The following is a 23,285-nucleotide window of genomic DNA, read 5'->3' on the forward strand; positions in this document are numbered from 1 at the left end:
GTTTGATTGAAAAGATAGCTGTGGATTAAGACTGTATTGAATCGTAGAAATTTTCAGTCGTGATCAGACAGACTGTTCTCGAATATAATCTTCTGTTCGCTTCATGGCTTCTTTAATATTGATAATGGCATTTTCAACATCTGCAAATGTTTTGGCATTACCGCCACTTAAAGCTTGACGCCATTTACGAGCACCAGGAAGGTTTTGAAATAAGCCTAAAATATGGCGCGTAATAATCGATAGAGGTGCGCCTTCTTGCATACGTTTGGCAATATAAGGCAGCATTTGATCGATAATTTCAAAGCGATCAGGTAAGTCTAAGTTCCAGAGTTGCCCCAATTCTGCCAAGAGGTAAGGGTTGTGATAAGCCTCACGCCCAATCATGACCCCATCAACATGCTTTAAATGTGCTTGAGTTTCAGCAAAAGTCTTAACCCCACCATTGATCTCAATCAGCAACTCAGGACGCTCTTGTTTTAAACGATAAACATCTTCGTAGCGTAGTGGTGGAACATCGCGGTTTTCTTTTGGTGATAAACCTTGAAGCAAGGCAATACGGGCATGTACGATAAAATTATCACATCCAGTTTTCGCAACTGTATCGACAAAATGTAGCATCTCTTCATAAGATTGCATGTCATCAATACCGATGCGGTGTTTTACAGTAACTGGAATATCAACTGCATTACGCATTTCAGCAATACATTCTGCAACCAAATCAGGCTCTGCCATTAAGCAGGCACCAATCTTATTGTTTTGCACGCGGTCACTTGGACAGCCCACATTTAAATTGATTTCGTCATAACCCCAGTCTTGAGCCATTTTGCTACACGTTGCAAGATCTTTAGGATTTGAACCACCGAGCTGTAGAACAATTGGATGTTCTTCATGGTTATAGTCCAAATGACGATTTGCTCCGCCATAGATGATGGCACCTGTGGTGACCATTTCTGTATAGAGGATAATATTGGGGTTAAACAAACGTGCAAAGAAACGATAGTCACGAGTTGTCCAATCCATCATCGGGGCGACCGAAATACGAGGCGTTAAAGATTGGAGCTCAGACATACAGTCAACCTGAAAAAGATAGAAAAAAAGCAAGTGCGGATTATACGTGCTTTATTTTAAAATCAATAGCCATACTCAAAAGATAGAATTTGTAAATCGAATTAAAATTTTGATTATGATGGTGATTTTTAAATGTGAGAAAGTAAGATTTATGGGGCTTGATTAAAGCGTTATCAAGTTGGTGAAACCGCTTAAAAATAAAATTAGTGTGTTGGTAGAGCATATTGGTTGAACAAAATACGGTGTGGCTTATCTAGGATTAGAACCTAGCACTACAAGTACGCAATAACATGAGCTATAAATGCCCTAAATCTCTTGAACTCTCTATCATTTCATACAAAATACTGACGGAATAAAGCTGCTGCCAATATTCCTGCTGCAATCGCCAACAGCGGGTTTTTAAGCAGTAGCATAACGATCAATGTCGTCAGTAATGCTAATCGAGCGCCATGATCACCTTCAACCGCAATGGGGGCCAAAAGTGCAACCAGTACAGATCCTGACATTGCGTTAATAAATCGCTGTACACGATCACTAATAGGAACATAAGACATAATTAAAACACCACCCCAGCGAGTGGCTAATGTCACAACGGCCATAATAAAAATAATAATCAAGGGATAAGTAGTGCTAATTTCTAGGTTCATACCCGTTTCTCTTTCCAGAAAATTCCGACAATTCCGCCAAATAAGGCACCCACAACGACATGACTATTTTCTGGTAAGTACCAATAGGCTAGTAATGAACTACAGGCAGCGATTGCCCAGATGATGAGTATTCTGAGATTTTTTTGTCCACCCACAACCATCGCCAGTAGAAAACAAGCCATGACCATATCTAATCCCAGTAGTGCAGGATGATGAATGACATTACCAAAATAGAAACCCAGTCCTGTGCCTAAAACCCACGCGAGCCAAAGCGCAATGCCCCCTCCAAACAATAAGCCCATCCCTGATTCACCACGATTAAATGCTTGTAGTGAGAGTGCCCAATTGGCATCAGAAATAACCAGCAAGATACTGTATCGTTTGATGGGAGGCAGGTGACGTAACCAAGGATAAAGAGATGCGCCCATTAAAAGATGCCGAGCATTGATAAAGAAAACTGTGACTATTAAGGGAATCAGTGATATTTGCGCACCCCATAGTTCTAAAGTCGCAAATTGAGATGCTCCTGCAAAAACAAAGCTACTCATTAACATGATAGAGCTATTGTCTAGTCCTGTTTGCGTTGCAGCTAAGCCGAAAGCAGCCCCAAAAATCACCACGAAAGATGAAATTGGAAGAAGGGTTTTAAAGCCTGACCAAACTTGGGAATAACTTAAACTGTAAATATCTGGGTCAACATTCGACAAAATAATTTCCTTATCTTTTTAAATTTTCTAGTGAGCTATATACCTAATGATCGCTGATGAAAATTAGGGGAAATTCCTTCTTTTCTTAATAAATTATGGACTTAGAAAGTTAGAATGAAAAGCGCATAATTCTTACATATACTATTCGAAAATCGAATAATTTGGGGGTGATCATGAATCTACAAAATCTACAGATTGATTGGTTAAAATGTTTTGTCGCAGTTGTTGATACAGGTTCTCTTTCAAATGCAGCACCTGAGCTATACCGTTCACAGTCTGCTGTCAGTATGCAGTTAAAAAAACTGGAATGCGCTTTAAAATGCCAACTTTTAGTTCGAACGCATAGACAAATTCAACTCACTTCTGAAGGACAACTTCTTTTAGGTTATGCAAGACGGATACTTGATCTACACCATGAAACACAAATGGCTTTTAATGGAGAAGAGTTAACTGGTCGGATTAGACTTGGTGTACCCGATGATTACGCTGCTAAATATCTAACGCCTGTGCTTAAGCGTTTTGCACCACGTCATAGCGGCGTTGAAATAGAATTTATTTGTGAACAATCGACTTCATTGATCCCACGTATAGAAAATGGCGAGATTGATTTAGCTTTGATTTCAAGGGATAACCCCCGTCAAGGCACTTTATTGTTTCATGAGCCAATGGTGTGGGTAGGTTCTCCCCAATTTGAATTATGGCGTGAAGATCCGATACCTATTGCTGTTTATGAAAGTACCAGTTTAGCCAAAAAAAGTGCGATCAATTCGCTTGCATTGCAAGGTCGCCGTTATCGTGTGGTTTATAATAGTTCAAGTTTAATCGGGCAAATTGCAGCAGTTGAAAGTGGTTTGGCCGTCGCAGTTTTCACACAATGTAGCGCCCCTCAGCATTTAGAAATTTTGGGAGCGGAGCATAGACTAGGCCCATTAGCACCCATGGAAGCATCTGTATATAGAAGTAGAGCCTCGCTTAATTCAAAAGCGGTCGATCATTTATATGAACTGTTAATTAAGACATTAAGGCAATCCATTACCTATTAAGAAGGTTTTTATTTAGATATTTCACATAAACTTGAAAAAATCTATGTATAAAATTAATTTTTAAGTCTTGCCAATATTGGGGGGTAGTAATTTTAAAAGATACATTAAAAGCAATAGAGGAAAGCTTTTCTATTTGCAATCTTCGTTCATTGCAAGCAAGCCCATGCTTATCGCATGGGCATTTTTAATGTAAATGATCAGGGGCAGAACCCCCTGACCAACAACTCAGAACAGAAGTTCCGAGCTACTTTCAGCATGTTTTGACAATGAGCGTAGATCTGAACCAGAAGGCGCTTGATAAATTTTTAGCCCAAACTCAGGGATAATTGCCATCAGATGGTCAAATATATCAGACTGGATTGCCTCATAATCATTCCATACCGTTGTATTGGCAAATGCATAGATTTCCAGTGGTAATCCCTCACTCGTCGGTTGTAACTGACGGATAATTAAGGATTGGTTTTTAGCAATACCAGCATGTTGTTTTAAGTAGAACTCCACATAGGCCCGAAATGTTCCAATATTGGTTAAGCGGCGCTGGTTATAGACTGACTGATCTTCAAACTGCTGATTAAAGCTGTCCAGTTCAGATTGTTTATTATCCAAATACTGATCCAGTAACAGGAAAGCTTTTAATTTCTGTTGTTCTTCATGGGTAATAAAATGAATGCTGGTTTGATCAATAAAGATTGAGCGCTTGATTCGTCTCGCCCCCAACAATTTCATCCCACGCCAGTTTTTAAAGGTATCCGTGACCAACTTATTGGTGGGAATTGTGGTAAAGGTTTTATCAAAATTCTGTACAGTAATGGTATGTAAGGACATATCAATAACATCACCATCTGCATTTAATGTTGGCATTTCAATCCAATCACCGATACGAACCATATCGTAGGAAGAGATTTGCACCGACGCTACCAAGGACAGAATCGTATTTTGAAAAACTAGTAACAATACCGCTGCCATCGCACCAAAACCAGCAAGCAGGGTAAAAACATCTTTCTTTAAGAAAGTACCCAAGATTAGCAGACCACAAACGATAAACAGAATCAGCTTGATCAGTTGAAGATAGCCTTTGATGGGCTTATTCAGTGATTTTGGATTACGTTGATAAAGCAGATTGAAAACATTTAAAAGTTCACTGATGGCCAGTGCAATGGTCAGGAAGATAAAAGCCTGTGCAGCCATTTGTATCAGGCCAACCGCTTTTAAGGACAAATGTGGAACTGTGGAAATACCATTTAAAATAACAATGGCAGGAACAATATTCGCCACTCTGCGGATAACACTATGCTGAGAAAAAATTTCACTATGTGCAAACTTCATTTTTGAAATAAGTTTACGTATCCCACGAACAACAACTTGTTTTGCAATATAATTTGCGACAAAAGCGAAAAAAATTAGAATGAATAATGATGTTAGCATCTCTAGCCATGGATACTGATCAGACCATTCCTGAATATTCTTTAAGAAGGCAAATTTATCCAAAAGTACAACCTCAAAATAGCAGATACGCTATTGTATTGATTGTGAATGACAATAATTTATAAAAATACTTTTTAGCTACATTCGGGCATCAATTACTTACTCAACAAGATTGACAGACTCTCAGAAAGTCCAAGTGAGTAGGTGAAGATAAGTATGCAACCGTTGGGCATAGGTAAGCCCAGTTTCACGGATTACAATATGCCAATCAACAGTACTTTATTGAATACGATGGGATGCTCAGTTTTAATTTGTGAGACTCAATAGTGGCTGATTTTATCCGCAAGATTGGCAATACGGTTCAGACGGCAAGACTGTGCATCTAACATTTGTCCTTGTCCTTCGGTTTTCGGATCCCAATTACAATACTTGTCGGTGTTTTCCCACCATGCTGCGATTTCATCCATCTGCCGGTCTTTTTTCACACTGTCTGGACGACTGATGATTTTGGCAAAGGCCTGTTGAACGCGGTTCTTATGTTGAGCATATTCTTGGTCCATACAGCTTTGCATTTCAAATGTTACTGCACCACTTTGTTTTATACATTGGCCATAACTGCTGCTTAATTTGGCATGAATATAAGAATCATCTGGAAGGGGACGAGACATTTCATCATCGGCAAAAGTTGCAAAAGGCAGAAGAAAGATGAACAACAATGTAATACTTTTAATTTTTTTCATATATTTAACCTTTAGTTTTATATTGATCTCGCTATGTGTTCTTGAATATCTCTATGCTTTAATTCGCATTATTGAAGTAAATTCAGATAGCGTTGCAATTGTGCAGTACGGCCTGCGATACGCTGTATATCATTAAGTTCAGTTTGCAAGTTGTCTGGCTGTGATTGACCATACAGCGTTGTTTCCAGTTCAGCATCACTTTGACGTGATTGTAGCCAAATGCGTTGCGATGCAACCAGTTTTGTTTTCTGGTTAGCATTCAAATGCGATTGTAATTTTTTATAGATACTATTCAATCGCGCATCTTGACGTTTAGCCTCATCTTTTAGACAAGTTGCCTGTTCAATGATACCTTGGGCACTGTTGTCACAGTTTATAAAAGCTTGGCTTAATAAGTTTTCATTACCTATTGGCGCAGCGAAGACCAAACTTGAAAAAGTACATAAAAAACTAATCGGTAAGCATGCTAATCGTATTTTTTTCATAAGGGATAAGCTCTTGGTTGATCTATCAGGATGTATGTTATAGGCAAACTATTGTGCTGTATGATTGATTGAGGATCAATGTTCGCTACTGTACGAGCTGAATAAAACTTTGCTTGAGTATCGTCAATCACGCTTTAGCAAAGATAAACAGGGTTATCATTTTGACCAAAGTGTACCAATTTTAAACTTGAATAATCATGGATATTTGGATGTTTTTTCTAAAAACATAGATTGTCCTGTACAAATTTATTGAAAGGCCTGAGATTTATCTTGCGTATAATTACTCCTCCTCAACTGTCTTATTTATATAGCTTCAAGAGAGTAACCCGCATATTCATTTAAATTGAAAGTGTGTACACAGCATTTTTGGAATTTTATCGCAGACACTTGATATGAATATATTATGATCGGTTTTTTCACACAATAGTTACAGTGAATATTATTCAAATAGAATGATTTGGGTATCCGTTTTTTTATTAAAATAATAAGTCTCTTAAAAAATCAAAATCCCTCAAATTTTGAAGGATTGTGATTTTAGAATGCTTTAAATGGTCTGTGCTCTATTGAGATATAGACGATCTAGCAGAGAAAATAGTGCAGACCCCATAACCAGACATACACCAACAAGACAAGTCATGGTCCAACCTCCATGATGCCATGCATAAACCCCTAAAGCAGAACCACATGCACCACCTGTGAAATAGGCTGTCATATAGATAGAGTTAATCCGAGATTTCGCATCTGGGCGTAAACGGAAAATGATATTTTGATTGCTGGTATGAACCACAGCGAGTCCAAAGCTAATCAGGCCATACCCTAAAATATAACTGGTGAGGTACTTTCCACCGAAATAAAGCAGCGCCCAACTGATGATCATCAACGCTACCCCAATCCATGTCAGGATACTGGTATGTCCACGGTCTGCAATTTTACCAATTTTTGCAGTGGCTAAAGCACCAAATACCCCAATGATCGTTGCAACACCAACCAAAACATCAGGTAATTTAAACGGTTCAGAAGTTAGTAAAACAGCAATCGTTGAAAATAAAATACTCATGGCTGCAAATGCAAAGCCACCAATAATTGCACGATAGACTAAACGACGTTCTTCTTTTAACAGCACACCCATCGAGTAGAAAATTTTGCCATAACTCATTTTAAACACAGGTACATGCGGCAGACGTTTTTTCAATAAATAGGCAAGTATTAACATCAATACCGCACTAACAAAGTAAATCAGTTTCCAGTTAAACAGGTTAGACAACAAACCGGCAAGACTGGTGGAAAGTAGTAATCCAACCAATAGTCCACTCATTAAAAAGCCAACAACTTCTCCTGTTTTTTCAGGTTTAACTGCCATCGTTGCAAGAGGGATTAACACCTGAGCCGCAACTGAAAATAGACCTGTAATAATTGTGCCAACCCAAAGCATGGGTAAATTGACTGCAAAAGCACACATCAATAAACCAATCGCAGCACAAAACATTAACCACGGAATAAATTTGATTTTATTGACGATATCGCCCATGGGCACAATGAATAAAAGACCAAGTGCATAAGACACTTGAGCAAAGGTCACTGTAAGTGCCACTTGTGATTCTGGCATGTTGAAATAGAGTTGAATCGAGTGAATCAGCGGCTGACTATAATAGTTTGCTCCTGCGCATAAACCGCAGGCAATCGCCATCAGCCAAAGTAATGCTTTATTTTGGCTAATATCGAGTTGAGCATTCATAAAAATATCCTAGTTCTTGGAGTTACATACAATAGGCAGTTGCTTCAATTTCAATGAGCATTCCTTGTAAAGCAAGACACGGGACAGGAATCAGTGTACACGCAGGGAAAGGTTGATCTTTCCAAAGTTGTTGCATTTCCTGAATTAAAAACTGATGTTTTTTGGTACTGTGATCGACCACAAGCACTCTTAAAACAGCAATATCCAATAATGATGCATCAGCCGCTTGTAGGGCATGTTGCAGATTGACAAAAGCTTGATGAACTTGTTGTGCAAAATCTTGGGATAATTGTCCTTGTTGGTTTTCACCACCTTGTCCAGATATATGCAAAATACGTAAATAATGGCGTACTTCAGCCACATGACTATACGCAAATGCTGTTGGATTATAAAGTGTATTTGGGTTAATCATTTGGAACGATTTGATCTGTGCAGATTCTGATCTGGAATTCATGGATGACTCTTTTGATTGACTGGAAATTTCCGTTAGTATCAAAACTCAAGTTAACTTAAGGTCAAGTAAAAATACCTAGAAAAAACCGAAGCAACTGATCGTATTTATGAATGGACATTCAACGGGCTGTTAAACGAGAAAACCGTCATATAGAAAAGTGATCAGAAGAGAGGGCATACAAGTGAAGTATTGCTCAGTATTAAAAGTATATAGGTTGTTTATCTTTGCTTTGATACTCTTAGAAAATCCCAGTAAGCACTGACTAGGATTACATAGAGGCATATCTTGTGCAATTTATTAGCTATTTTTTATATTCAATGTGCTGAAATGGCACTGTACTTTAAATAACTCAGTCATCAAATAACCTAGCCGTTAAATAATGAGTTGTGAATCTACAATCTTGCCCGTTTTCCCTAACCAAAATGGACGGTTGACTTCACCATGACCAAACCAGTCACATTGGTAAAGTGGGATGTGCAGTGGATCGAGATGTTCTTTCACAATCTCAACAATACTTTGCGGGACATTTTTTTGTGGGCATTGATAAAAATCACCCAAGACCAAAGCCTTTAAGTTTGAAGTATCAATACTTTGTAGGAGCTGAGTCAATGAACGTTCAATTCGATAATACGGTTCGCCTACATCTTCAATCAGTAAAACACTCGGCTGATTCAGTTTTAACGCAGACGGTGTGCCTTGTAAAGTACACAGTACAGTAAGATTCCCGCCTAAGATTTTAACATCTTCAATGTGCTGATCTTGAGCAAAACCATTTGCGCTGGATAAGGGATAATGACCGTGTTGGTTTATATCCGCTGATAACAGGCTAATGGTTTTTAAAGCATCATACGACAGGGAGCTATTGTCTAAATTTTTAACGGCAATTTCCTGAAATACAGGCGCATGTAAAGATTGTCCATGATGCATCGCGATATAGTTTAATAACACCGTTGTATCTGAATAGCCAATAATGGGTTTATTTAAAATCCACTCATCTAAAAATGGCAATAACATGGCAGCACCAGTACCACCACGACCACACCAAATTGCATCAATGTCTGGATCTATACATGCTTGTTTTAAATCTTGAATACGTTGTTCAACTGTACCTGCCAAATAGCGATGTTGTGAAAATACATGTTCACTTAAGCTGACTGTATGACCTAACTGTTCCAAATGCGACTGTGCCAACTGGATATTTTCAACATCTACACAGGCACTCGGCGATACAATTTTAAAATGCATATTCCTTCCAAGTTTCTGCACAATTTAGTGTGCAAGTTTCTTTTTAGACAAAGTAATCATCATGACACCGATGATATTCAGTAAACAACCAAACCATTGTATCGCATTCATATGCTCACCGAGCAAAGCCACAGCCAAAATAATGGTTAGGATCGGGCCAATCGAACCAATCATAGCTGCTTGTGCAGCACCTAAACGAGAAATACTTTGCGCGACCAAAATCGTCGGTAAAACCGTCACCAATAAGCCTAAGGCGATACCATACCAAATGACTTGTGTCGGAAGTTGAATTAGCAGTTGAATCGGCTGGGGAGTTGCAATGATAAAATGGGTTAGCGTACCAAAACATGCAATGCTTAATGCCAAACCAGTGTAATTCCATGAACCAAATTTTTGAATTAAACGCGGGGTCATGAGTAAATACGTCGCAAAACAGACCGCACTGGCAAAGACTAAACTCACGCCTAGCCAGAAATTTCCTTCATGGGGTACTGTACTTTGCTCTTGCAGCATCACAATCACTGTACCACCATAGCTTAATGCAATCGCTAGGATGGTTCTAAAGTTGAGTTTTTGCTTATAAATAAAGCTTGTGGCAATGACTGTCAGTGTTGGATAGAGAAATAAAATAATACGTTCTAACGAAGCACTGATATACATCAGACCAGCGAAGTCGAGCCAACTTGAAAGGTAATAGCCCATCAAACCAGCAGCAACTAAGAAGGCCCAGTCTTTTCCTGTCATATTTTTATTGTGATGGCGATTGAACCAACACAATAAAAGGAAAAAAGGCAGGGCACTTGCCATTCTCAATGCCATGAGCACGGTGCTGTCGACTAATGGCGATAATGCGTAAGCCTGTTTAATAAAAATAGCTTTGGTACTAAATAAGAAAGCCGCACCAAGTGCGAAAATCGAACCGAGTTGAGTACTGGATAACGAAAGTTTCATGAATTTGACTGCATTGACAATGTCGCTATACGACATGTAAATTTGAACAAGCAGTATAAATGTTGTTTTCAATCAGTGGAAATACAAAAAAAGAATGAATTGGCGCAATAAAAGGAATATAAAGCACAATTGCTTACTTAATTCTTTGTGGATTTAAGTGTCATTTAAAGAGATGTAAACAAAAAATGTATAAAAATCAATCTTGAAATTCTTGTTTATAAATTACTCAAATTCTATATGTTATTTTTTTGCACAAAAAAGGTGCAATATCACCATGACTGGTTCAAGCTGTTCGAGTATTATTAACTGACAAAATGGCAAATAAAAAAAAACTAAAATTTTTTGTAATTGCTTTAGGCTCGGGTCTAGTGTAATTCTAATGGTTATCCCAAGTACTTTTTTTTATTAATGAAATTAAAAAATGTTATAAAAACCGACTTACATTTTTGACGGAAAAAATGATAGAAAAGGCCAATATAAGCTGATAAAAAAACCATGTAATTTGTCAGAAAGGTCAATAGGGATGTTCTTTTTTGTGCTAAATCTATTGTTTTATAGAGTATTTAAACAGCAAGTTGGAATGCTTAAAAGTGAATCATACTGCTGTAAATGCCAATCGGTAGGGTAGGGTAAGCAGCTTAAAACATCCAGATAAGCTTAAAAAAACATCGTTTTTAAAAATTGGAGACAGGATATGTCAAAAAAACTGAGCAGGATAATGCAAGAAAAATACAATAAATTAAATATAGGGTATGTCGCACAATTATATTTATGAATCATCAGTTCAAAATATGGGTATTTATTAAATAAATATTGGGTGGTATTTTAAAAAAGTTCAATTAGAATCCAAAAATTCATAACAACGCATCTGGGGGAAACATCGGGTTATTTACGATGTTTACTTGAAGAAAAATTAGCTTGAGGAACGCTCATGCAGATTGGAATCCCAAAAGAATCTGTCGTCGGTGAAAACCGCGTAGCCGCTACGCCAGAGACAGTAAAAAAGTTGATTAGTGCTGGTCATAGTATTGTCATTGAACGAGGCGCTGGTAAAAAAGCGGCTTATATTGACAGTGCTTATGAACAAGTCGGCGCTAAAATTACAGATGATACCTATACAGGTAGTCAAATTATTTTGAAAGTTCGTGCACCACAAGGTGAGGAAATTCAAAAGCTTGCCGCAGGAACAGCTGTGGTAGCAATGTTTGACCCATACCGTAATACTGAACTTGACCAATTTGCGTCACAACAAGTGTCTGCATTTGCGTTAGAGCTTTTGCCACGAACACTGTCTCGTGCGCAAAATATGGATGTATTGTCTTCTCAAGCCAACCTTGCAGGTTATAAGTCGGTGTTACTGGCCGCTGCGGAATATCAACGTATGTTCCCAATGCTGATGACTGCTGCAGGTACTGTAAAACCCGCTCGTATCGTGATTATGGGCGTGGGTGTCGCAGGTCTTCAAGCCATTGCAACTGCAAAACGCTTAGGCGCAGTTGTTGAAGCAACAGATTTACGCCCAACTGCACGTGACCAAGTCGAATCGCTTGGTGGTAAGTGGTTAGATGTACCGATGTCTGATGAAGAAAAACAAAAAGCTGCTGATGCCGCTAAAAATGGTTATGGCTGGATGCCAGGTGAGCAATATATTCAAGACCAAGCCATCATCGTAGATAAAGCCGTGTCAAATGCAGACATCGTGATTACCACTGCGTTGTTGCCAGGTCGTGATGCACCTCGCTTAATCAAAGCTGAAACTGTTGCCAAAATGAAACCGGGTTCAATCATCCTAGATATGGCGGTTGAATCAGGCGGGAACGTTGAAGGCTCTAAGAGTGGTGAAAATGTTGTCACTGACAATGGCGTGACGATTTTAGGTATTCCAAATATTCCTTCTACAGTATCGACAGAAGCTTCGGCACTGTATGCACGTAATGTTTTCAATTTCGTAGAAACTTTGTTTGATCAAGAGAAAAACTTTGCGATCAATCAACAAGACGAAATTCAAAAAGCACTTCTAGTAACTCATGGCGGTCAAGTACTGCTGAAGCGTGGTTAAGGAGAGTCATCATGGTTGAAACTATTACTATTTTCGTCTTAGCCATCTTTGTTGGTTACTACGTGGTTTGGGGTGTAACACCTGCATTGCATACGCCGTTAATGGCAGTAACCAATGCATTGTCCTCAATTATCGTTGTGGGTGCGATGATACAAACTGTTGGAATTCCTGGTGTTGTAGAGGCAAGTGTACAATTCCAGTCCGTGAATGTTGTTAGTGTACTTGGTGCAATTGCAGTGTTCTTGGCAAGTATTAACATTTTTGGTGGCTTTGCAGTGACTGCACGTATGCTTGAAATGTTTAAGCCAAAACAAAAGAAAAAAGAGGGCTAATCTATGGAATTTATTCGAGAATATGCGGATTGGTTCTACCTTGTAGGTGCTGTCCTTTTCATCTTAACTTTACGTGGTCTTTCAGGTCCTAAAACTGCGATTGCTGGTAACCGTTACGGTATGATTGCCATGGCGATTGCAGTAATCACCACATTCTTTGTCGCAGATCATCCTGTTGTATGGATGATAGGTGGTGCCATGGTGTTGGGTGCAATTGTGGGTATTGCTCGTGCACGTACAGTTCCAATGACACAAATGCCAGAAACAGTGGCATTGATGCACTCACTTGTCGGTTTGGCTGCGGTACTGATTGCAATTGCTGCAATTTTACATAATAACCAACTGACTGCTTTGTTTGCTCAAAATGAATCTGCTTTAACGGCTGCTGGTGTACAGCATGCACATATGAGTAAAGTTCATTTATTTGAATTATTCGTCGGTTGTTTCGTAGGTGCGATTACCTTTACTGCATCTGTATTTGCTTATGGTAAGTTAGCTGCAAAGAAATGGGCAAAAACCATTTCAGGTGCTTGGGTTAAACCCGTTCAAGCGATTATTTTCCTCGCTATGCTGGCGTGTGGTGTGTACTTCTTTACCACAGGTAACATGCAAGCATTCTGGGCGATGACTGCACTGGCGCTGGCATTTGGTTGGGTTTGGATTGCACCAGTCGGTGGCGGTGATATGCCAGTTGTGGTTTCACTACTGAACTCATTCTCTGGTTGGGCTGCGGCAGGTATTGGTTTCACACTTGAAAACAACATGTTGATTGTTGCTGGTTCATTGGTGGGTTCATCAGGTGCGATTCTGTCTTACATCATGTGTAAAGCAATGAACCGTTCAATCATCAATGTATTGTTTGGTGGTGCGATGGGTGGTACGGCTGTAGCATCGGTTGATAAAGGTGAGCAAGTTCAACGTAATTACCGTTCTGGTTCTGCGGATGATGCGGGTTTCTTGATGTCAAATGCTGACAGCGTTGTGATTGTACCGGGTTATGGTATGGCGCAAGGTCGTGCACAAAACGCAGTGAAAGAATTGTGTGAAATCTTGAAAGAGCAAGGTGTAACAGTTCGTTTTGCAATCCATCCAGTTGCGGGTCGTATGCCTGGTCATATGAACGTATTGTTGGCGGAAGCTGATGTTGCTTATGAAGACATCTTGGAAATGGACGAGATCAACTCTGATTTCCCAGCGACTGATGTTGTACTGGTAATTGGTGCAAATGACGTTGTTAACCCTGCAGCTAAAGATGATCCAAGCTCACCAATTTATGGTATGCCGATTCTTGAAGCACATAAAGCACGTACCATTATGGTGATCAAGCGCTCTATGGCAACAGGTTATGCGGGTCTAGACAATGACTTATTCTACAATGATAAAACCATGATGATCTTTGGTGATGCCAAGAAAGTTGTTGAAGAGATGACGAAAGCAATCAATGGTGGTGGGCACTAAGCTGCTCTTGGATTAAATCCACCCCAACCCTCCTTTGAGAAAGGAGGGAGCCTAACCGCCTTCGGGCGGTTTTTTATTATTCACAGTTTGATGTTATGATTTTGATAAAAATCGACTGAATAAAAAATGATGAATCAACCATTTAAAATAATCTGTAACAGCTTAGGCATCTATTTGGCATTTTCCTTGTCTATAACGAATGCACAAGTTTTTGAAATTCAAGATGGTTCGAAACACTATGATGCCGTAATTGATATTGCATGTGAAAAAGATGAATGTGGGGCTAAGGCCGAAGTAAAGCTATTAAAAAAGGGCAGTAAAGCGGTATTTCAAACATTTCACTCTGATGAGTTGACTATGTATTTAGACGAAAAGTTTAAACCGAGTGTCAATGTTATACAGCTTTATGGTGAACAAAGTCCTTTGATTTTTGATGATTTTAACTTCGATGGAACAGAAGACCTCGCGATTAGAAACGGTAATTATGGTTCTTATGGCGGTCCTGTGTATGACATTTATGTATTTAATCAAAGCAAGAATAAATTTGTTTTGAGTCAGGAACTGTCTGCACTCACTCAAGAAAATTTAGGCATGTTCGAGCTAGACAAAAAGCGCAAACGCATCATCGCCTTTAATAAAAGTGGCTGTTGCTACCATATTCGTTCTGAGTATCAAGTTGTACCTAGAAAAGGTTTATTGCTGGTTCGAGAGTTTATTGAGGATGCTACTTCACCAAGAGGTGATCAAGTTGAAGTCACAGATCGCAATCTGGTCAATGGAAAATGGAAGGAAAAGACCAAGTATTATCCAACTGCAAAATATTATGCTCAGTAGTCACAATTTACCTCGTATCGCTATTTTGTATTGACCTATAGCCAAACTCTACCTAATTGTTCATACACGTGACTTGCATCGAGTCATTGATCAGAAATGAAGCTTATATTTTTGTATGAACTTTTAGAAACTATTGGTTATCAATTGGTTTTTTGTGCTTTTGGATCCTAGATGGTTATCCTACCGTGGGGCGACATGGATGTCGTCGTTGGGTGAGGGTATATGAGCAAAAATAAAGCACTGCTTTGTTTGCAGCGCAAGAGCCCTGTTAAACGAAAGATTTTTGTCATCTTTGAAAAGTGAGGCATCGCCTGCGCAAAGGTATTTAAACTTTGAATGTAAGGTGTGGCATTGCAAGCTTTTTTATAATCAAAAAAATTATTCTTCCATATAATTGATTTAATTAAAAAATATTAACTAAGAGAAATTATATTCTTATGTATGAGTTTTTTGATAGGTTGACTATAGCGTGATGCTGAATTGTGGGGCAGAGTAAGGTCTTATGAATAGAACAACTTCTTTTACGGTGTGATGTTAAATTTTAAACATAAAAAAGCCCATCCAAAGATGAGCTTTTTTAATTAAAACTGAAACTTAATGAGGAATATGCTCTTCATCTTCAAATTCAGGTTTAACTTGTACGATAAAGTCTTGACGATTAAGACCACGCCACAATGCAAATGCAGTACCGATATAGATTGAAGAATACGTACCTACAAATACACCAATAAACATAGCAACTGAGAACCAGTGTAAGCCATCACCACCCAAGAACATCATTGCAAGTACAACCAGCAATAATGTCATCGAGGTATGAATAGTACGTTTTAAGGTTTCAGTTAAGGCAATATTCACAATTTCTAACGGTGTCGCGCCACGAATCTTACGGAAGTTTTCACGGATACGATCCGATACAACAATGTTATCGTTTAACGAGAAGCCGATTAAGGCAAGAATAGCCGCTAAAACAGTAAGGTCAAATGGCCATTGCATCATTGCAAAAATACCAATCGTTACGATCACATCGTGCAGTAATGAAAGCACTGCACCAACTGCAAGTTTAAACTCGAAGCGAATGGTCACGTAGATCAGCATAAGTAGCATTGCAAGCGCTACAGCACCTGCAGAGCGTAAATATAGCTCATTACCGACTTGACCACCGACAGAGTCAACCTTATGAACAACGGCAGTGTTATTCGGCAGTTGAACCGCTTTGGTGATGGTATTACTTAAGTCTTCAACTTTAAGGTCTTGCGCTGGCATACGTACAATTAAGTCTTTGTTTGAACCTAAGGTTTGTACAACTGCATCTTTAAAGCCTGCTTTATCCAAATTCGAAATAACGTCTGCTGGTTTTGCTGCGTATTGATAGTTCAACTCTGCAGAAACACCACCAGTGAAATCTAAACCAAGATTTAAGCCTTTGGTTGCAATAAAGAAGATACTTGCAATGGTCAAAAGGATTGAGATGATTGCCGCTGGTTTGGCAATCTTCATGAAATTAATTACATGCTCATCATCAGGGCGACCATATTTCTTTTTCGGTTGAGTCACATCAGTCATCATCGATCTCCTATATGCTCAACTTATTCAAGTTACGTTTTCTGCCATATACCAATTGGACAATTGCACGTGTTACTGTAATTGCAGTAAACATTGAGCAAATAATACCAATCATCAGCGTTACAGCGAAGCCTTTGATCGGACCTGTACCAATTGCAAACAGAATAAATGCAACCAAGAATGTGGTTAAGTTTGAGTCGAGAATGGTGTTATAGGCTCGATCATAACCGGCAATAATGGCCTGTTTGGGCGAGGCCCCCCAGCGCATTTCTTCTCGTATTCGCTCACAGATCAGTACGTTGGCATCGACCGCCATACCAATGGTGATGACGATACCCGCAATACCTGGTAGGGTAAGTGAAGCCCCGATCCAAGACATGATGGTGAGAAGCATTGCCAAGTTAATCACTAATGCTACATCAGCAATTAAACCAAATAGACGGAAGAACACGATCATCCAGATTGCAACAAGCAGGAAACCAACTTGAGTTGATAATACGCCTTTGTCGATGTTCTCTTGTCCCAAACTTGGACCAACAACACGTTCTTCTACGAAGTACATTGGGGCAGCTAAAGCACCAGCACGTAGCATCAATGCAAGTTCAGCCGCTTCTTGAGGAGAATCTAAACCAGTAATACGGAAAGATGAACCTAAAACCGCTTGAATATTTGCAGCATTGATTACCACAGATTCAGTATATGGTGTACGAACTTCTGTCATAGCACCTGTAACTGGATCAGCAACAGAGGTGATTTTTTGTTTATTTTCAATAAACAAAACCGCCATACGTTTGCCAACAGCAGTACGGGTTGCATCTGACATCAACTTACCACCAGCAGTATCTAAAGTAATATTTACTTCAGCACCACCACTATCTTGGCTAAAACCACTTGATGCATTTTGTACACGTTCACCGGTAAGGATGCGACTGCGATTTAATAATAGTTCACGACCACTGTCCAAAGATTCGTAAGCAAAAACTTCAGTACCAGGCGGTAACGGTTGACCATTATATTTACCTGAGAAACGGTCAATATATTGATCATTTAAATCGGACACTAAACGGAATTCTAGGTTTGCAGTACGCCCTAAGACACGTTTAGCTTCAGCAGTATCTTGTACACCAGGCAGTTCAACCACAATACGATTGCTACCTTGACTTTGTACCAAAGCTTCAGCCACACCTAACTCATTAATACGGTTACGTAAGGTGGTTAAGTTTTGATTGAGTGCATAAGATTGAATGTCTTGCTTGGTCGCATCATTATAGGTCAACTTAAGCGTAGAACCTGTATCTGTTGCTAGAGCTTGTTGATTGAACTTATTCCCATCACGACGTAAAAAGTCCATTACCGCTGCACGGTCATCATTATTTGCAAACTGAATCGTAATGGTATTGTTGTTCAATGAAAGACTATTAAATTTAATCTTATTGTCACGGAACTCACGACGTAAGTCTGTTGCTGAGGTTTCCATACGTTGTGCAATAGCTTTGTCCATATCTACTTCAAGTAAGAAATGAACACCACCACGTAAGTCCAAACCAAGCTTCATTGGCTTAGCGCCAATTTTTTGCAACCACTCAGGTGTGGTTGGTGCAAGGTTTAATGCAACGGTATAGTTATCACCCAAACCTTTGCTGAGGACATCTTTTGCTTTTAACTGTGCTTCAGACGTATTTAAACGCAGAAGGGCAGCATTGTTAGTGAAGGTATTATCATGACTGCTAATATTTTCACTTTTTAAAATTTGCTCTGCTTTTTGTATGACAGACTGATCAATTGTGGTACCAGCCTTGGCACCAGAAATTTGAACAGCAGGTTCGTCAGGATACAAACTCGGCAGCGCATATAATGTACTGATTACTAGGACCACTAGAATCAATATATATTTCCATGCAGGGTAACGCATTCGCTTTCTTCTTAAAATGAAAAAGTCGTGCTAAGTGCACGACCGTTTTATGATTAAAGGTTATTTAATGTGCCTTCAGGGAGTACTGAAATAACACTTGCACGTTGAACTTTGACTTCATTGCCTTTACTTAATTCAATCACTGCAAAGTCGCCATCAATTTTTAGGATACGACCCATTAAGCCACCTGCAAATACAACTTCACTGCCAACACCTAAGCTCTCGATTAACGTACGGTGTTCTTTTGCACGCTTAGCTTGAGGACGCCAGATCAGAAAATAAAAGATGGCAACAAATACCACAATCATTAATATGTTTGCCATCATGCCTGGACCTTGTGCAGGCGCTGCTGCAGCGTGAGCAGAAGAAATAAATAAGCTCATTCTAATTTCCTAATGTTAAAAATTATCTGCCATTTTCATGGCTTTTAAATTGACTTGTTCAGCAATTTACCTTGTCTTGGGTTTCAGCGCAAATACTGTTGAATTAATCTTCAATTCAACTTTACATTGGGGCACTAATCAGCAGGACAAGCTGGAACTTCTAAACCGCGACGTTGATAGAAATCAGTCACGTATTCATCAAAAGTTCCCTGATCTAAAGCATCACGAATATCTTGGGTAAAACGTTGGTAATAACGTAAATTGTGGATCGTGCCCAACATTGAACCGAGCATTTCACCACATTTTTCTAAATGGAATAAATAAGCACGGGTGAAGTTGGTACAGGTATAACAGTCGCAATGTGGATCCAGTGGCCTTTGATCATGACGATATTGGCTGTTACGAATTCGAACCAGACCATCGGTAACAAAATAATGACCATTACGTGCATTTCGAGTTGGCATGACACAGTCGAACATATCGACACCACGACGAATTGCTTCAACGATATCTTCTGGTTTACCCACACCCATCAAATAACGCGGTTTATTTTCTGGCATTTTTGCAGGCAGATAATCCAAAACTTTGATCATTTCTTCTTTTGGTTCACCCACAGATAAACCACCAATCGCAAAGCCATCAAAATCAATTTCTTTAAGACCGTTTAAAGACTCTTCACGAAGGTCTTCATACATGCCGCCTTGAATGATTCCAAACAATGCGTTTCTATTTTTTAAAACATCGTGATGCTGTGTTTTACAACGCTTCGCCCAACGTAATGACAGTTGAAGCGATTTCTGTGCTTCTTCATGGGTTGCTGGGTATGGCGTACATTCATCAAAAATCATCACAATATCTGAGTTCAATGTATGTTGAATGTCCATTGAAATTTCAGGAGATAAAAAGACTTTTGAACCATCGATAGGTGAGCGGAAAGTAACCCCTTCTTCTTTGATTTTACGCATAGCACCCAGACTGAATACTTGGAAGCCGCCTGAATCAGTAAGAATCGGTTTGCCCCATTTCATAAACTCATGCAAACCGCCGTGTTCACGGATAACATCTAGTCCAGGACGTAAGTAAAGGTGGAAGGTATTGCCTAAAATAATTTGTGCTTTGATATCTTCGATATCGCGTGGCAACATGCCTTTAACTGTGCCATAAGTTCCCACAGGCATGAACACAGGTGTTTCAATTACACCATGTTCTAAAGTTAAACGACCACGACGAGCACGCCCCGACTGACCTAATTTTTCAAACTTCATAAATAACCTAAATCTGGCGAAAAAACAGTTCGCTGATTGATAATTGCAAAAGGGGGCTATTTTCCCTGATTTTATGGTCGAATACCAGTCATGTTGTTTTTCATAATGTTAAATTTAAAATTATTGATTTAGCGCTGTGAACATCAATAGATTAATGCAAGAATCATTTTTTATAGTTGAATAATTATTGTTTGAATATCAAGGTATTATTTTTATGCAGTTAAAAAGCGAAGAGTGGTTCGCTTTTTTAACTTAGATTTGGACAAGATAGAAAATTAGTCTTTTGCCTTACGACCGATAATAATCAAGGCGATAATTCCCAGAATCATGATAAATATCCCATAATGATTCCAAAAATTACGTTGCATTTTATTTTCTTGGTATTCAGGATTTTTACCTAATGTTGCAATGACATCATCAGGCAATTCATAAAAAGTATCTGGCTCTGCATCAGTCATGCCGACCAAGGTGCAGTCCCAAGTTTTGACATCTGCCCATAAGACTCCAAAGTGACTACATTTATATCCTGCATTTAAACTTTTAAGATCATCATATTGACTTAATATTTCTTGTGGAAATGGTCCAACCTTAAACATTTCATCGCCTGTATTGAAAACTAACAGGCCTTTCGCTTGAGCAGGCGCTTGCCAGAGAAAACACAGACATAACATCATGAATAATTTTTTTAACATTTGATTTACTCCAATCTTTAGATTGTCTTTTTATTAAGTTGATCATTTTTAGTTGATCGTTTTGTTCTAAAAATAGTCATTTTTTAGCGGTTTGAAAATATCAGAAAATGATCGAAATGTCATTTTTTATGTTGAAAATAAACACAATTATGGCTAAATTTTTATTCAAATTTCCCTGTAGTGATTTAGGTAATATGTTTCGAGTCAACTATGCTCAATCGCCATAATCTATTCCTGATCATGGCTTTAAAGCTGACCCAAAAAAATTATTGAATTTATCAAACTGATTTAACACTTGTTCAACCTTGGCAATCCTTTGTTCTAAACTTCCTGTTAAAGCGATGTATGGAATCCGACGTTGTTTGAGATCTGCAATAATTTGTTGATGAAAAATAGCTCTTTTTTGTGGGCCACTACGATCCCAGGTGTCGTCATAAGCAATATCATCTTCACATAAGAAAAATAAGTCATAGCGCTGTGCATTTTCGAGTGCAAGTTGTTTGAGGTGCTCCGGTAGTCGGCCATGATAATCCATACAAAACATCGCTGTGGTTATCGCGTTGGTGTCTACAAATAAATAACAGTTTGCATCTAAAGTGGCCTGATCTTCGTAGGCGATATGACGATCTGCAATAATGTTGAAATCCTCAAAACCGATACGACGATCAACTTGGTAAGTTTCCCAATATTCACGCCCATATTCTGGGGCAAAAGTTGTTGCATACTTTTTCGCAAGTGCTTCAACTAAGGTAGACTTGCCTGTAGACATAGCACCAACAAAGACGACTTTGCTAATCAAATCTGCATAGACACAGTTGGGAATAAACTTCCGATTTTGGAAGGCATTTGCTCGAATCATTGTAGCGGAGATCGGCACCTGTAGACGTGGCTCATCCACTCTACGATCAATTGCATTGAGTGCCCTGCTGACATGCGTACCATAAAATTCACTACTATAAAAATGCGAAATTTTCACACCATTGAGCTTTTGAATGATGTAATTTTCTTGTTCTATTTCAAAAGCCCGATCATTGGAATAACCCTCAGGCCCATCCCATGCCTCAATCACATAAATTTGAGGAAATAAATCTCTGATCCATTGGGCGCGAATGTTCAAGGGAATGGTTGTAATTGAACTTTGATAGATCAATACATATAGCTCATCCACTTCCTGTAATGCTGTTTCAAATACATGTACATGCCCTGCATGTAAGGGGGCATATTTACCAAGTGTCAGTCCGATTTTTTTCATAGTTGTTAAATTCAATAGGATGAGTTTGAATGGTTTTGTGCAAGTTTATTCCAATTATAGTAACCGTAGATGGCATTGATCAGAAAGGCCGACCACATCAATAACATCATTGCACCATCACCACTCCCATCAAGGGTTCGGATCGCCCACATTAAAATACTGAATATATTTAATGCAATATAGAACCACCATTGCTCTTTAAAACGCAGCAGCATCAAAATCGTTGCCGAGATTGCAAGAATATTGGTGGTTGCATCTATATAAGGCGTATTTTGAGTGGAAATTTGGGCAAGTAGGTAACCGAGTATAGCAATACAACCTATATTGCTCAGGATGATCAAAATCAAATAAGCATGCCGAAGGACATACGCCTGCTGTAATTGTTTTTCTGTGGTATGTTTCTGCCAAAGTAGCATGCCGATCAAAGCAGTTGGGACAAAGAACAAGAGATTCAGTCCCATTTCGCCATAAAGCCCGTTGTTATAGCAAATCCATGCATAAGCACAGCTATTGAATAAACCAAAACTATAATTGAGAATATTGCCTTTTGCTGCCAATACCACACAGAGAATTCCGCTGAGTAATACCACGAAATTAAACCATGTATCCTGTTGAACTAAGGTAATGATACAGCCGATGAAAATAAAACTAAAAAGCCAAACAATTTCAAATACATTCCAATTTTTGAAAAGAAGTCGAAAGGGTGAGGGAAAAAAGAGTTTCAACATAGGGTTTGTAATTCTAACGAATGCTGCTGGTGTTATTTGCTGGTAATTTATACCGGATTTAAATCTTACAGACGATTTGAAATTTCAGTTTAATCGTATGCAAGGACTGGATTGTTGCCTATTGTTTTTTACCAAGCCTTTTATATATGCATTATCATGATTCATTTTTAATGTATTTAATCAAGGGATGTTTGATCAAAGAATCTTCCCAACATTTCTTTGAGACTAGCATGTTTTTACCGCTACGTATTACCTTGCGAAACGATATTTTTCATCATTTAGAATAACTAAATTTCGTATTTCGTAG

General features: G+C 38.8%; 22 protein-coding genes. 5 read left to right on the forward strand and 17 right to left on the reverse strand.

Annotated elements, in window-relative coordinates:
- Nucleotides 1–63: 63 nt before the first annotated feature.
- The 3 genes from dusA to AC4CUY_RS02025 all read right to left on the reverse strand — a co-directional run bounded on the left by dusA (nt 64) and on the right by AC4CUY_RS02025 (nt 2,422).
- Complete coding sequence (gene dusA, locus AC4CUY_RS02015) at nt 64–1,068, reverse strand: tRNA dihydrouridine(20/20a) synthase DusA (RefSeq protein ID WP_419329064.1); 1,005 nt, start codon at nt 1,066–1,068, stop codon at nt 64–66.
- Between the two features lie 332 nt (nt 1,069–1,400).
- Nucleotides 1,401–1,715: an AzlD family protein gene (locus tag AC4CUY_RS02020; RefSeq protein WP_419819623.1), complete on the reverse strand. Its 315-nt coding sequence runs from the start codon at nt 1,713–1,715 to the stop codon at nt 1,401–1,403.
- Entirely contained in the window at nt 1,712–2,422 is a 711-nt protein-coding gene (locus AC4CUY_RS02025; protein WP_490773606.1) for an AzlC family ABC transporter permease, read from the reverse strand. The genes AC4CUY_RS02020 and AC4CUY_RS02025 overlap by 4 nt, the downstream gene beginning before the upstream one ends.
- Nucleotides 2,423–2,595: 173 nt before the next feature.
- On the opposite strand from AC4CUY_RS02025, the gene AC4CUY_RS02030 reads away from it, so the two are divergent.
- Nucleotides 2,596–3,465, forward strand: a complete 870-nt coding sequence (locus tag AC4CUY_RS02030; protein WP_336953431.1) for a LysR family transcriptional regulator — start codon at nt 2,596–2,598, stop codon at nt 3,463–3,465.
- Nucleotides 3,466–3,690: 225 nt separating this feature from the next.
- Here the strand turns inward: AC4CUY_RS02030 and AC4CUY_RS02035 are convergent, their stop codons facing one another.
- From AC4CUY_RS02035 to AC4CUY_RS02065, 7 genes are all read right to left on the reverse strand, one after another.
- On the reverse strand, nt 3,691–4,953 hold the full coding sequence (locus AC4CUY_RS02035) for a mechanosensitive ion channel family protein (RefSeq protein ID WP_336953430.1): 1,263 nt from the start codon (nt 4,951–4,953) through the stop codon (nt 3,691–3,693).
- Nucleotides 4,954–5,210: 257 nt separating this feature from the next.
- Nucleotides 5,211–5,558: a hypothetical protein gene (locus tag AC4CUY_RS02040; RefSeq protein ID WP_228270444.1), complete on the reverse strand. Its 348-nt coding sequence runs from the start codon at nt 5,556–5,558 to the stop codon at nt 5,211–5,213.
- A gap of 140 nt (nt 5,559–5,698) precedes the next feature.
- Nucleotides 5,699–6,115, reverse strand: coding sequence for a lysozyme inhibitor LprI family protein (locus AC4CUY_RS02045; RefSeq protein WP_419361099.1), 417 nt, complete (start codon nt 6,113–6,115; stop codon nt 5,699–5,701).
- 544 nt (nt 6,116–6,659) lie between these two features.
- Nucleotides 6,660–7,850, reverse strand: coding sequence for an MFS transporter (locus tag AC4CUY_RS02050; protein WP_239046468.1), 1,191 nt, complete (start codon nt 7,848–7,850; stop codon nt 6,660–6,662).
- Nucleotides 7,851–7,872: 22 nt separating this feature from the next.
- Nucleotides 7,873–8,304, reverse strand: coding sequence for a RidA family protein (locus AC4CUY_RS02055; RefSeq protein ID WP_004723174.1), 432 nt, complete (start codon nt 8,302–8,304; stop codon nt 7,873–7,875).
- A gap of 372 nt (nt 8,305–8,676) precedes the next feature.
- On the reverse strand, nt 8,677–9,549 hold the full coding sequence (locus AC4CUY_RS02060; protein WP_336953426.1) for a S66 peptidase family protein: 873 nt from the start codon (nt 9,547–9,549) through the stop codon (nt 8,677–8,679).
- Between the two features lie 24 nt (nt 9,550–9,573).
- Nucleotides 9,574–10,500, reverse strand: coding sequence for a DMT family transporter (locus tag AC4CUY_RS02065; RefSeq protein WP_336953425.1), 927 nt, complete (start codon nt 10,498–10,500; stop codon nt 9,574–9,576).
- A 931-nt stretch (nt 10,501–11,431) separates the two neighbouring features.
- Between AC4CUY_RS02065 and AC4CUY_RS02070 the strand changes: the two genes are divergently transcribed.
- From AC4CUY_RS02070 to AC4CUY_RS02085, 4 genes are all read left to right on the forward strand, one after another.
- Entirely contained in the window at nt 11,432–12,559 is a 1,128-nt protein-coding gene (locus tag AC4CUY_RS02070) for a Re/Si-specific NAD(P)(+) transhydrogenase subunit alpha (protein ID WP_490773607.1), read from the forward strand.
- Between the two features lie 11 nt (nt 12,560–12,570).
- The gene (locus AC4CUY_RS02075; RefSeq protein WP_336953423.1) at nt 12,571–12,891 is read left to right on the forward strand and encodes a proton-translocating transhydrogenase family protein; all 321 of its coding nucleotides are present in this window, start codon (nt 12,571–12,573) and stop codon (nt 12,889–12,891) included.
- 3 nt (nt 12,892–12,894) lie between these two features.
- Nucleotides 12,895–14,349, forward strand: a complete 1,455-nt coding sequence (locus tag AC4CUY_RS02080) for an NAD(P)(+) transhydrogenase (Re/Si-specific) subunit beta (RefSeq protein WP_151801647.1) — start codon at nt 12,895–12,897, stop codon at nt 14,347–14,349.
- Between the two features lie 126 nt (nt 14,350–14,475).
- Nucleotides 14,476–15,183: an XAC2610-related protein gene (locus AC4CUY_RS02085; protein WP_483770347.1), complete on the forward strand. Its 708-nt coding sequence runs from the start codon at nt 14,476–14,478 to the stop codon at nt 15,181–15,183.
- 594 nt (nt 15,184–15,777) lie between these two features.
- On the opposite strand, the gene secF is transcribed toward AC4CUY_RS02085, so the two are convergent.
- The 7 genes from secF to pnuC form a co-directional block, all read right to left on the reverse strand.
- On the reverse strand, nt 15,778–16,749 hold the full coding sequence (secF, locus tag AC4CUY_RS02090) for a protein translocase subunit SecF (protein WP_419819618.1): 972 nt from the start codon (nt 16,747–16,749) through the stop codon (nt 15,778–15,780).
- A 7-nt stretch (nt 16,750–16,756) separates the two neighbouring features.
- A complete protein-coding gene (gene secD, locus AC4CUY_RS02095; protein WP_336953421.1) occupies nt 16,757–18,658 on the reverse strand; it encodes a protein translocase subunit SecD in 1,902 nt (633 codons plus the stop codon).
- Between the two features lie 53 nt (nt 18,659–18,711).
- Entirely contained in the window at nt 18,712–19,041 is a 330-nt protein-coding gene (gene yajC / locus AC4CUY_RS02100) for a preprotein translocase subunit YajC (protein ID WP_419819617.1), read from the reverse strand.
- A gap of 134 nt (nt 19,042–19,175) precedes the next feature.
- The gene (gene tgt / locus AC4CUY_RS02105; protein WP_490773608.1) at nt 19,176–20,306 is read right to left on the reverse strand and encodes a tRNA guanosine(34) transglycosylase Tgt; all 1,131 of its coding nucleotides are present in this window, start codon (nt 20,304–20,306) and stop codon (nt 19,176–19,178) included.
- Between the two features lie 275 nt (nt 20,307–20,581).
- Nucleotides 20,582–20,998 carry a hypothetical protein gene (locus tag AC4CUY_RS02110; protein ID WP_419361114.1) on the reverse strand — a complete coding sequence of 139 codons (417 nt, stop codon included), beginning with the start codon at nt 20,996–20,998 and terminating at the stop codon, nt 20,582–20,584.
- Between the two features lie 238 nt (nt 20,999–21,236).
- Nucleotides 21,237–22,250 carry an AAA family ATPase gene (locus tag AC4CUY_RS02115; RefSeq protein WP_336953417.1) on the reverse strand — a complete coding sequence of 338 codons (1,014 nt, stop codon included), beginning with the start codon at nt 22,248–22,250 and terminating at the stop codon, nt 21,237–21,239.
- An 11-nt stretch (nt 22,251–22,261) separates the two neighbouring features.
- Nucleotides 22,262–22,978: a nicotinamide riboside transporter PnuC gene (pnuC, locus tag AC4CUY_RS02120; protein ID WP_483770345.1), complete on the reverse strand. Its 717-nt coding sequence runs from the start codon at nt 22,976–22,978 to the stop codon at nt 22,262–22,264.
- Nucleotides 22,979–23,285: the final 307 nt, after the last annotated feature.

It is taken from the genome of Acinetobacter sp. 778_lipA, assembly GCF_058242985.1.

Excerpts from the sequence above, each read along its gene's own strand:
- dusA (WP_419329064.1), bottom strand. The coding sequence starts at position 1,068 with ATGTCTGAGCTCCAATCTTTAACGCCTCGTATTTCGGTCGCCCCGATG.
- AC4CUY_RS02020 (WP_419819623.1), bottom strand. The coding sequence starts at position 1,715 with ATGAACCTAGAAATTAGCACTACTTATCCCTTGATTATTATTTTTATT.
- AC4CUY_RS02030 (WP_336953431.1), top strand. The coding sequence starts at position 2,596 with ATGAATCTACAAAATCTACAGATTGATTGGTTAAAATGTTTTGTCGCA.
- AC4CUY_RS02040 (WP_228270444.1), bottom strand. The coding sequence starts at position 5,558 with ATGTCTCGTCCCCTTCCAGATGATTCTTATATTCATGCCAAATTAAGC.
- AC4CUY_RS02045 (WP_419361099.1), bottom strand. The coding sequence starts at position 6,115 with ATGAAAAAAATACGATTAGCATGCTTACCGATTAGTTTTTTATGTACT.
- AC4CUY_RS02050 (WP_239046468.1), bottom strand. The coding sequence starts at position 7,850 with ATGAATGCTCAACTCGATATTAGCCAAAATAAAGCATTACTTTGGCTG.
- AC4CUY_RS02055 (WP_004723174.1), bottom strand. The coding sequence starts at position 8,304 with ATGAATTCCAGATCAGAATCTGCACAGATCAAATCGTTCCAAATGATT.
- AC4CUY_RS02060 (WP_336953426.1), bottom strand. The coding sequence starts at position 9,549 with ATGCATTTTAAAATTGTATCGCCGAGTGCCTGTGTAGATGTTGAAAAT.
- AC4CUY_RS02065 (WP_336953425.1), bottom strand. The coding sequence starts at position 10,500 with ATGAAACTTTCGTTATCCAGTACTCAACTCGGTTCGATTTTCGCACTT.
- AC4CUY_RS02070 (WP_490773607.1), top strand. The coding sequence starts at position 11,432 with ATGCAGATTGGAATCCCAAAAGAATCTGTCGTCGGTGAAAACCGCGTA.
- AC4CUY_RS02075 (WP_336953423.1), top strand. The coding sequence starts at position 12,571 with ATGGTTGAAACTATTACTATTTTCGTCTTAGCCATCTTTGTTGGTTAC.
- AC4CUY_RS02080 (WP_151801647.1), top strand. The coding sequence starts at position 12,895 with ATGGAATTTATTCGAGAATATGCGGATTGGTTCTACCTTGTAGGTGCT.
- AC4CUY_RS02085 (WP_483770347.1), top strand. The coding sequence starts at position 14,476 with ATGATGAATCAACCATTTAAAATAATCTGTAACAGCTTAGGCATCTAT.
- secF (WP_419819618.1), bottom strand. The coding sequence starts at position 16,749 with ATGATGACTGATGTGACTCAACCGAAAAAGAAATATGGTCGCCCTGAT.
- secD (WP_336953421.1), bottom strand. The coding sequence starts at position 18,658 with ATGCGTTACCCTGCATGGAAATATATATTGATTCTAGTGGTCCTAGTA.
- yajC (WP_419819617.1), bottom strand. The coding sequence starts at position 19,041 with ATGAGCTTATTTATTTCTTCTGCTCACGCTGCAGCAGCGCCTGCACAA.
- tgt (WP_490773608.1), bottom strand. The coding sequence starts at position 20,306 with ATGAAGTTTGAAAAATTAGGTCAGTCGGGGCGTGCTCGTCGTGGTCGT.
- AC4CUY_RS02110 (WP_419361114.1), bottom strand. The coding sequence starts at position 20,998 with ATGTTAAAAAAATTATTCATGATGTTATGTCTGTGTTTTCTCTGGCAA.
- AC4CUY_RS02115 (WP_336953417.1), bottom strand. The coding sequence starts at position 22,250 with ATGAAAAAAATCGGACTGACACTTGGTAAATATGCCCCCTTACATGCA.
- pnuC (WP_483770345.1), bottom strand. The coding sequence starts at position 22,978 with ATGTTGAAACTCTTTTTTCCCTCACCCTTTCGACTTCTTTTCAAAAAT.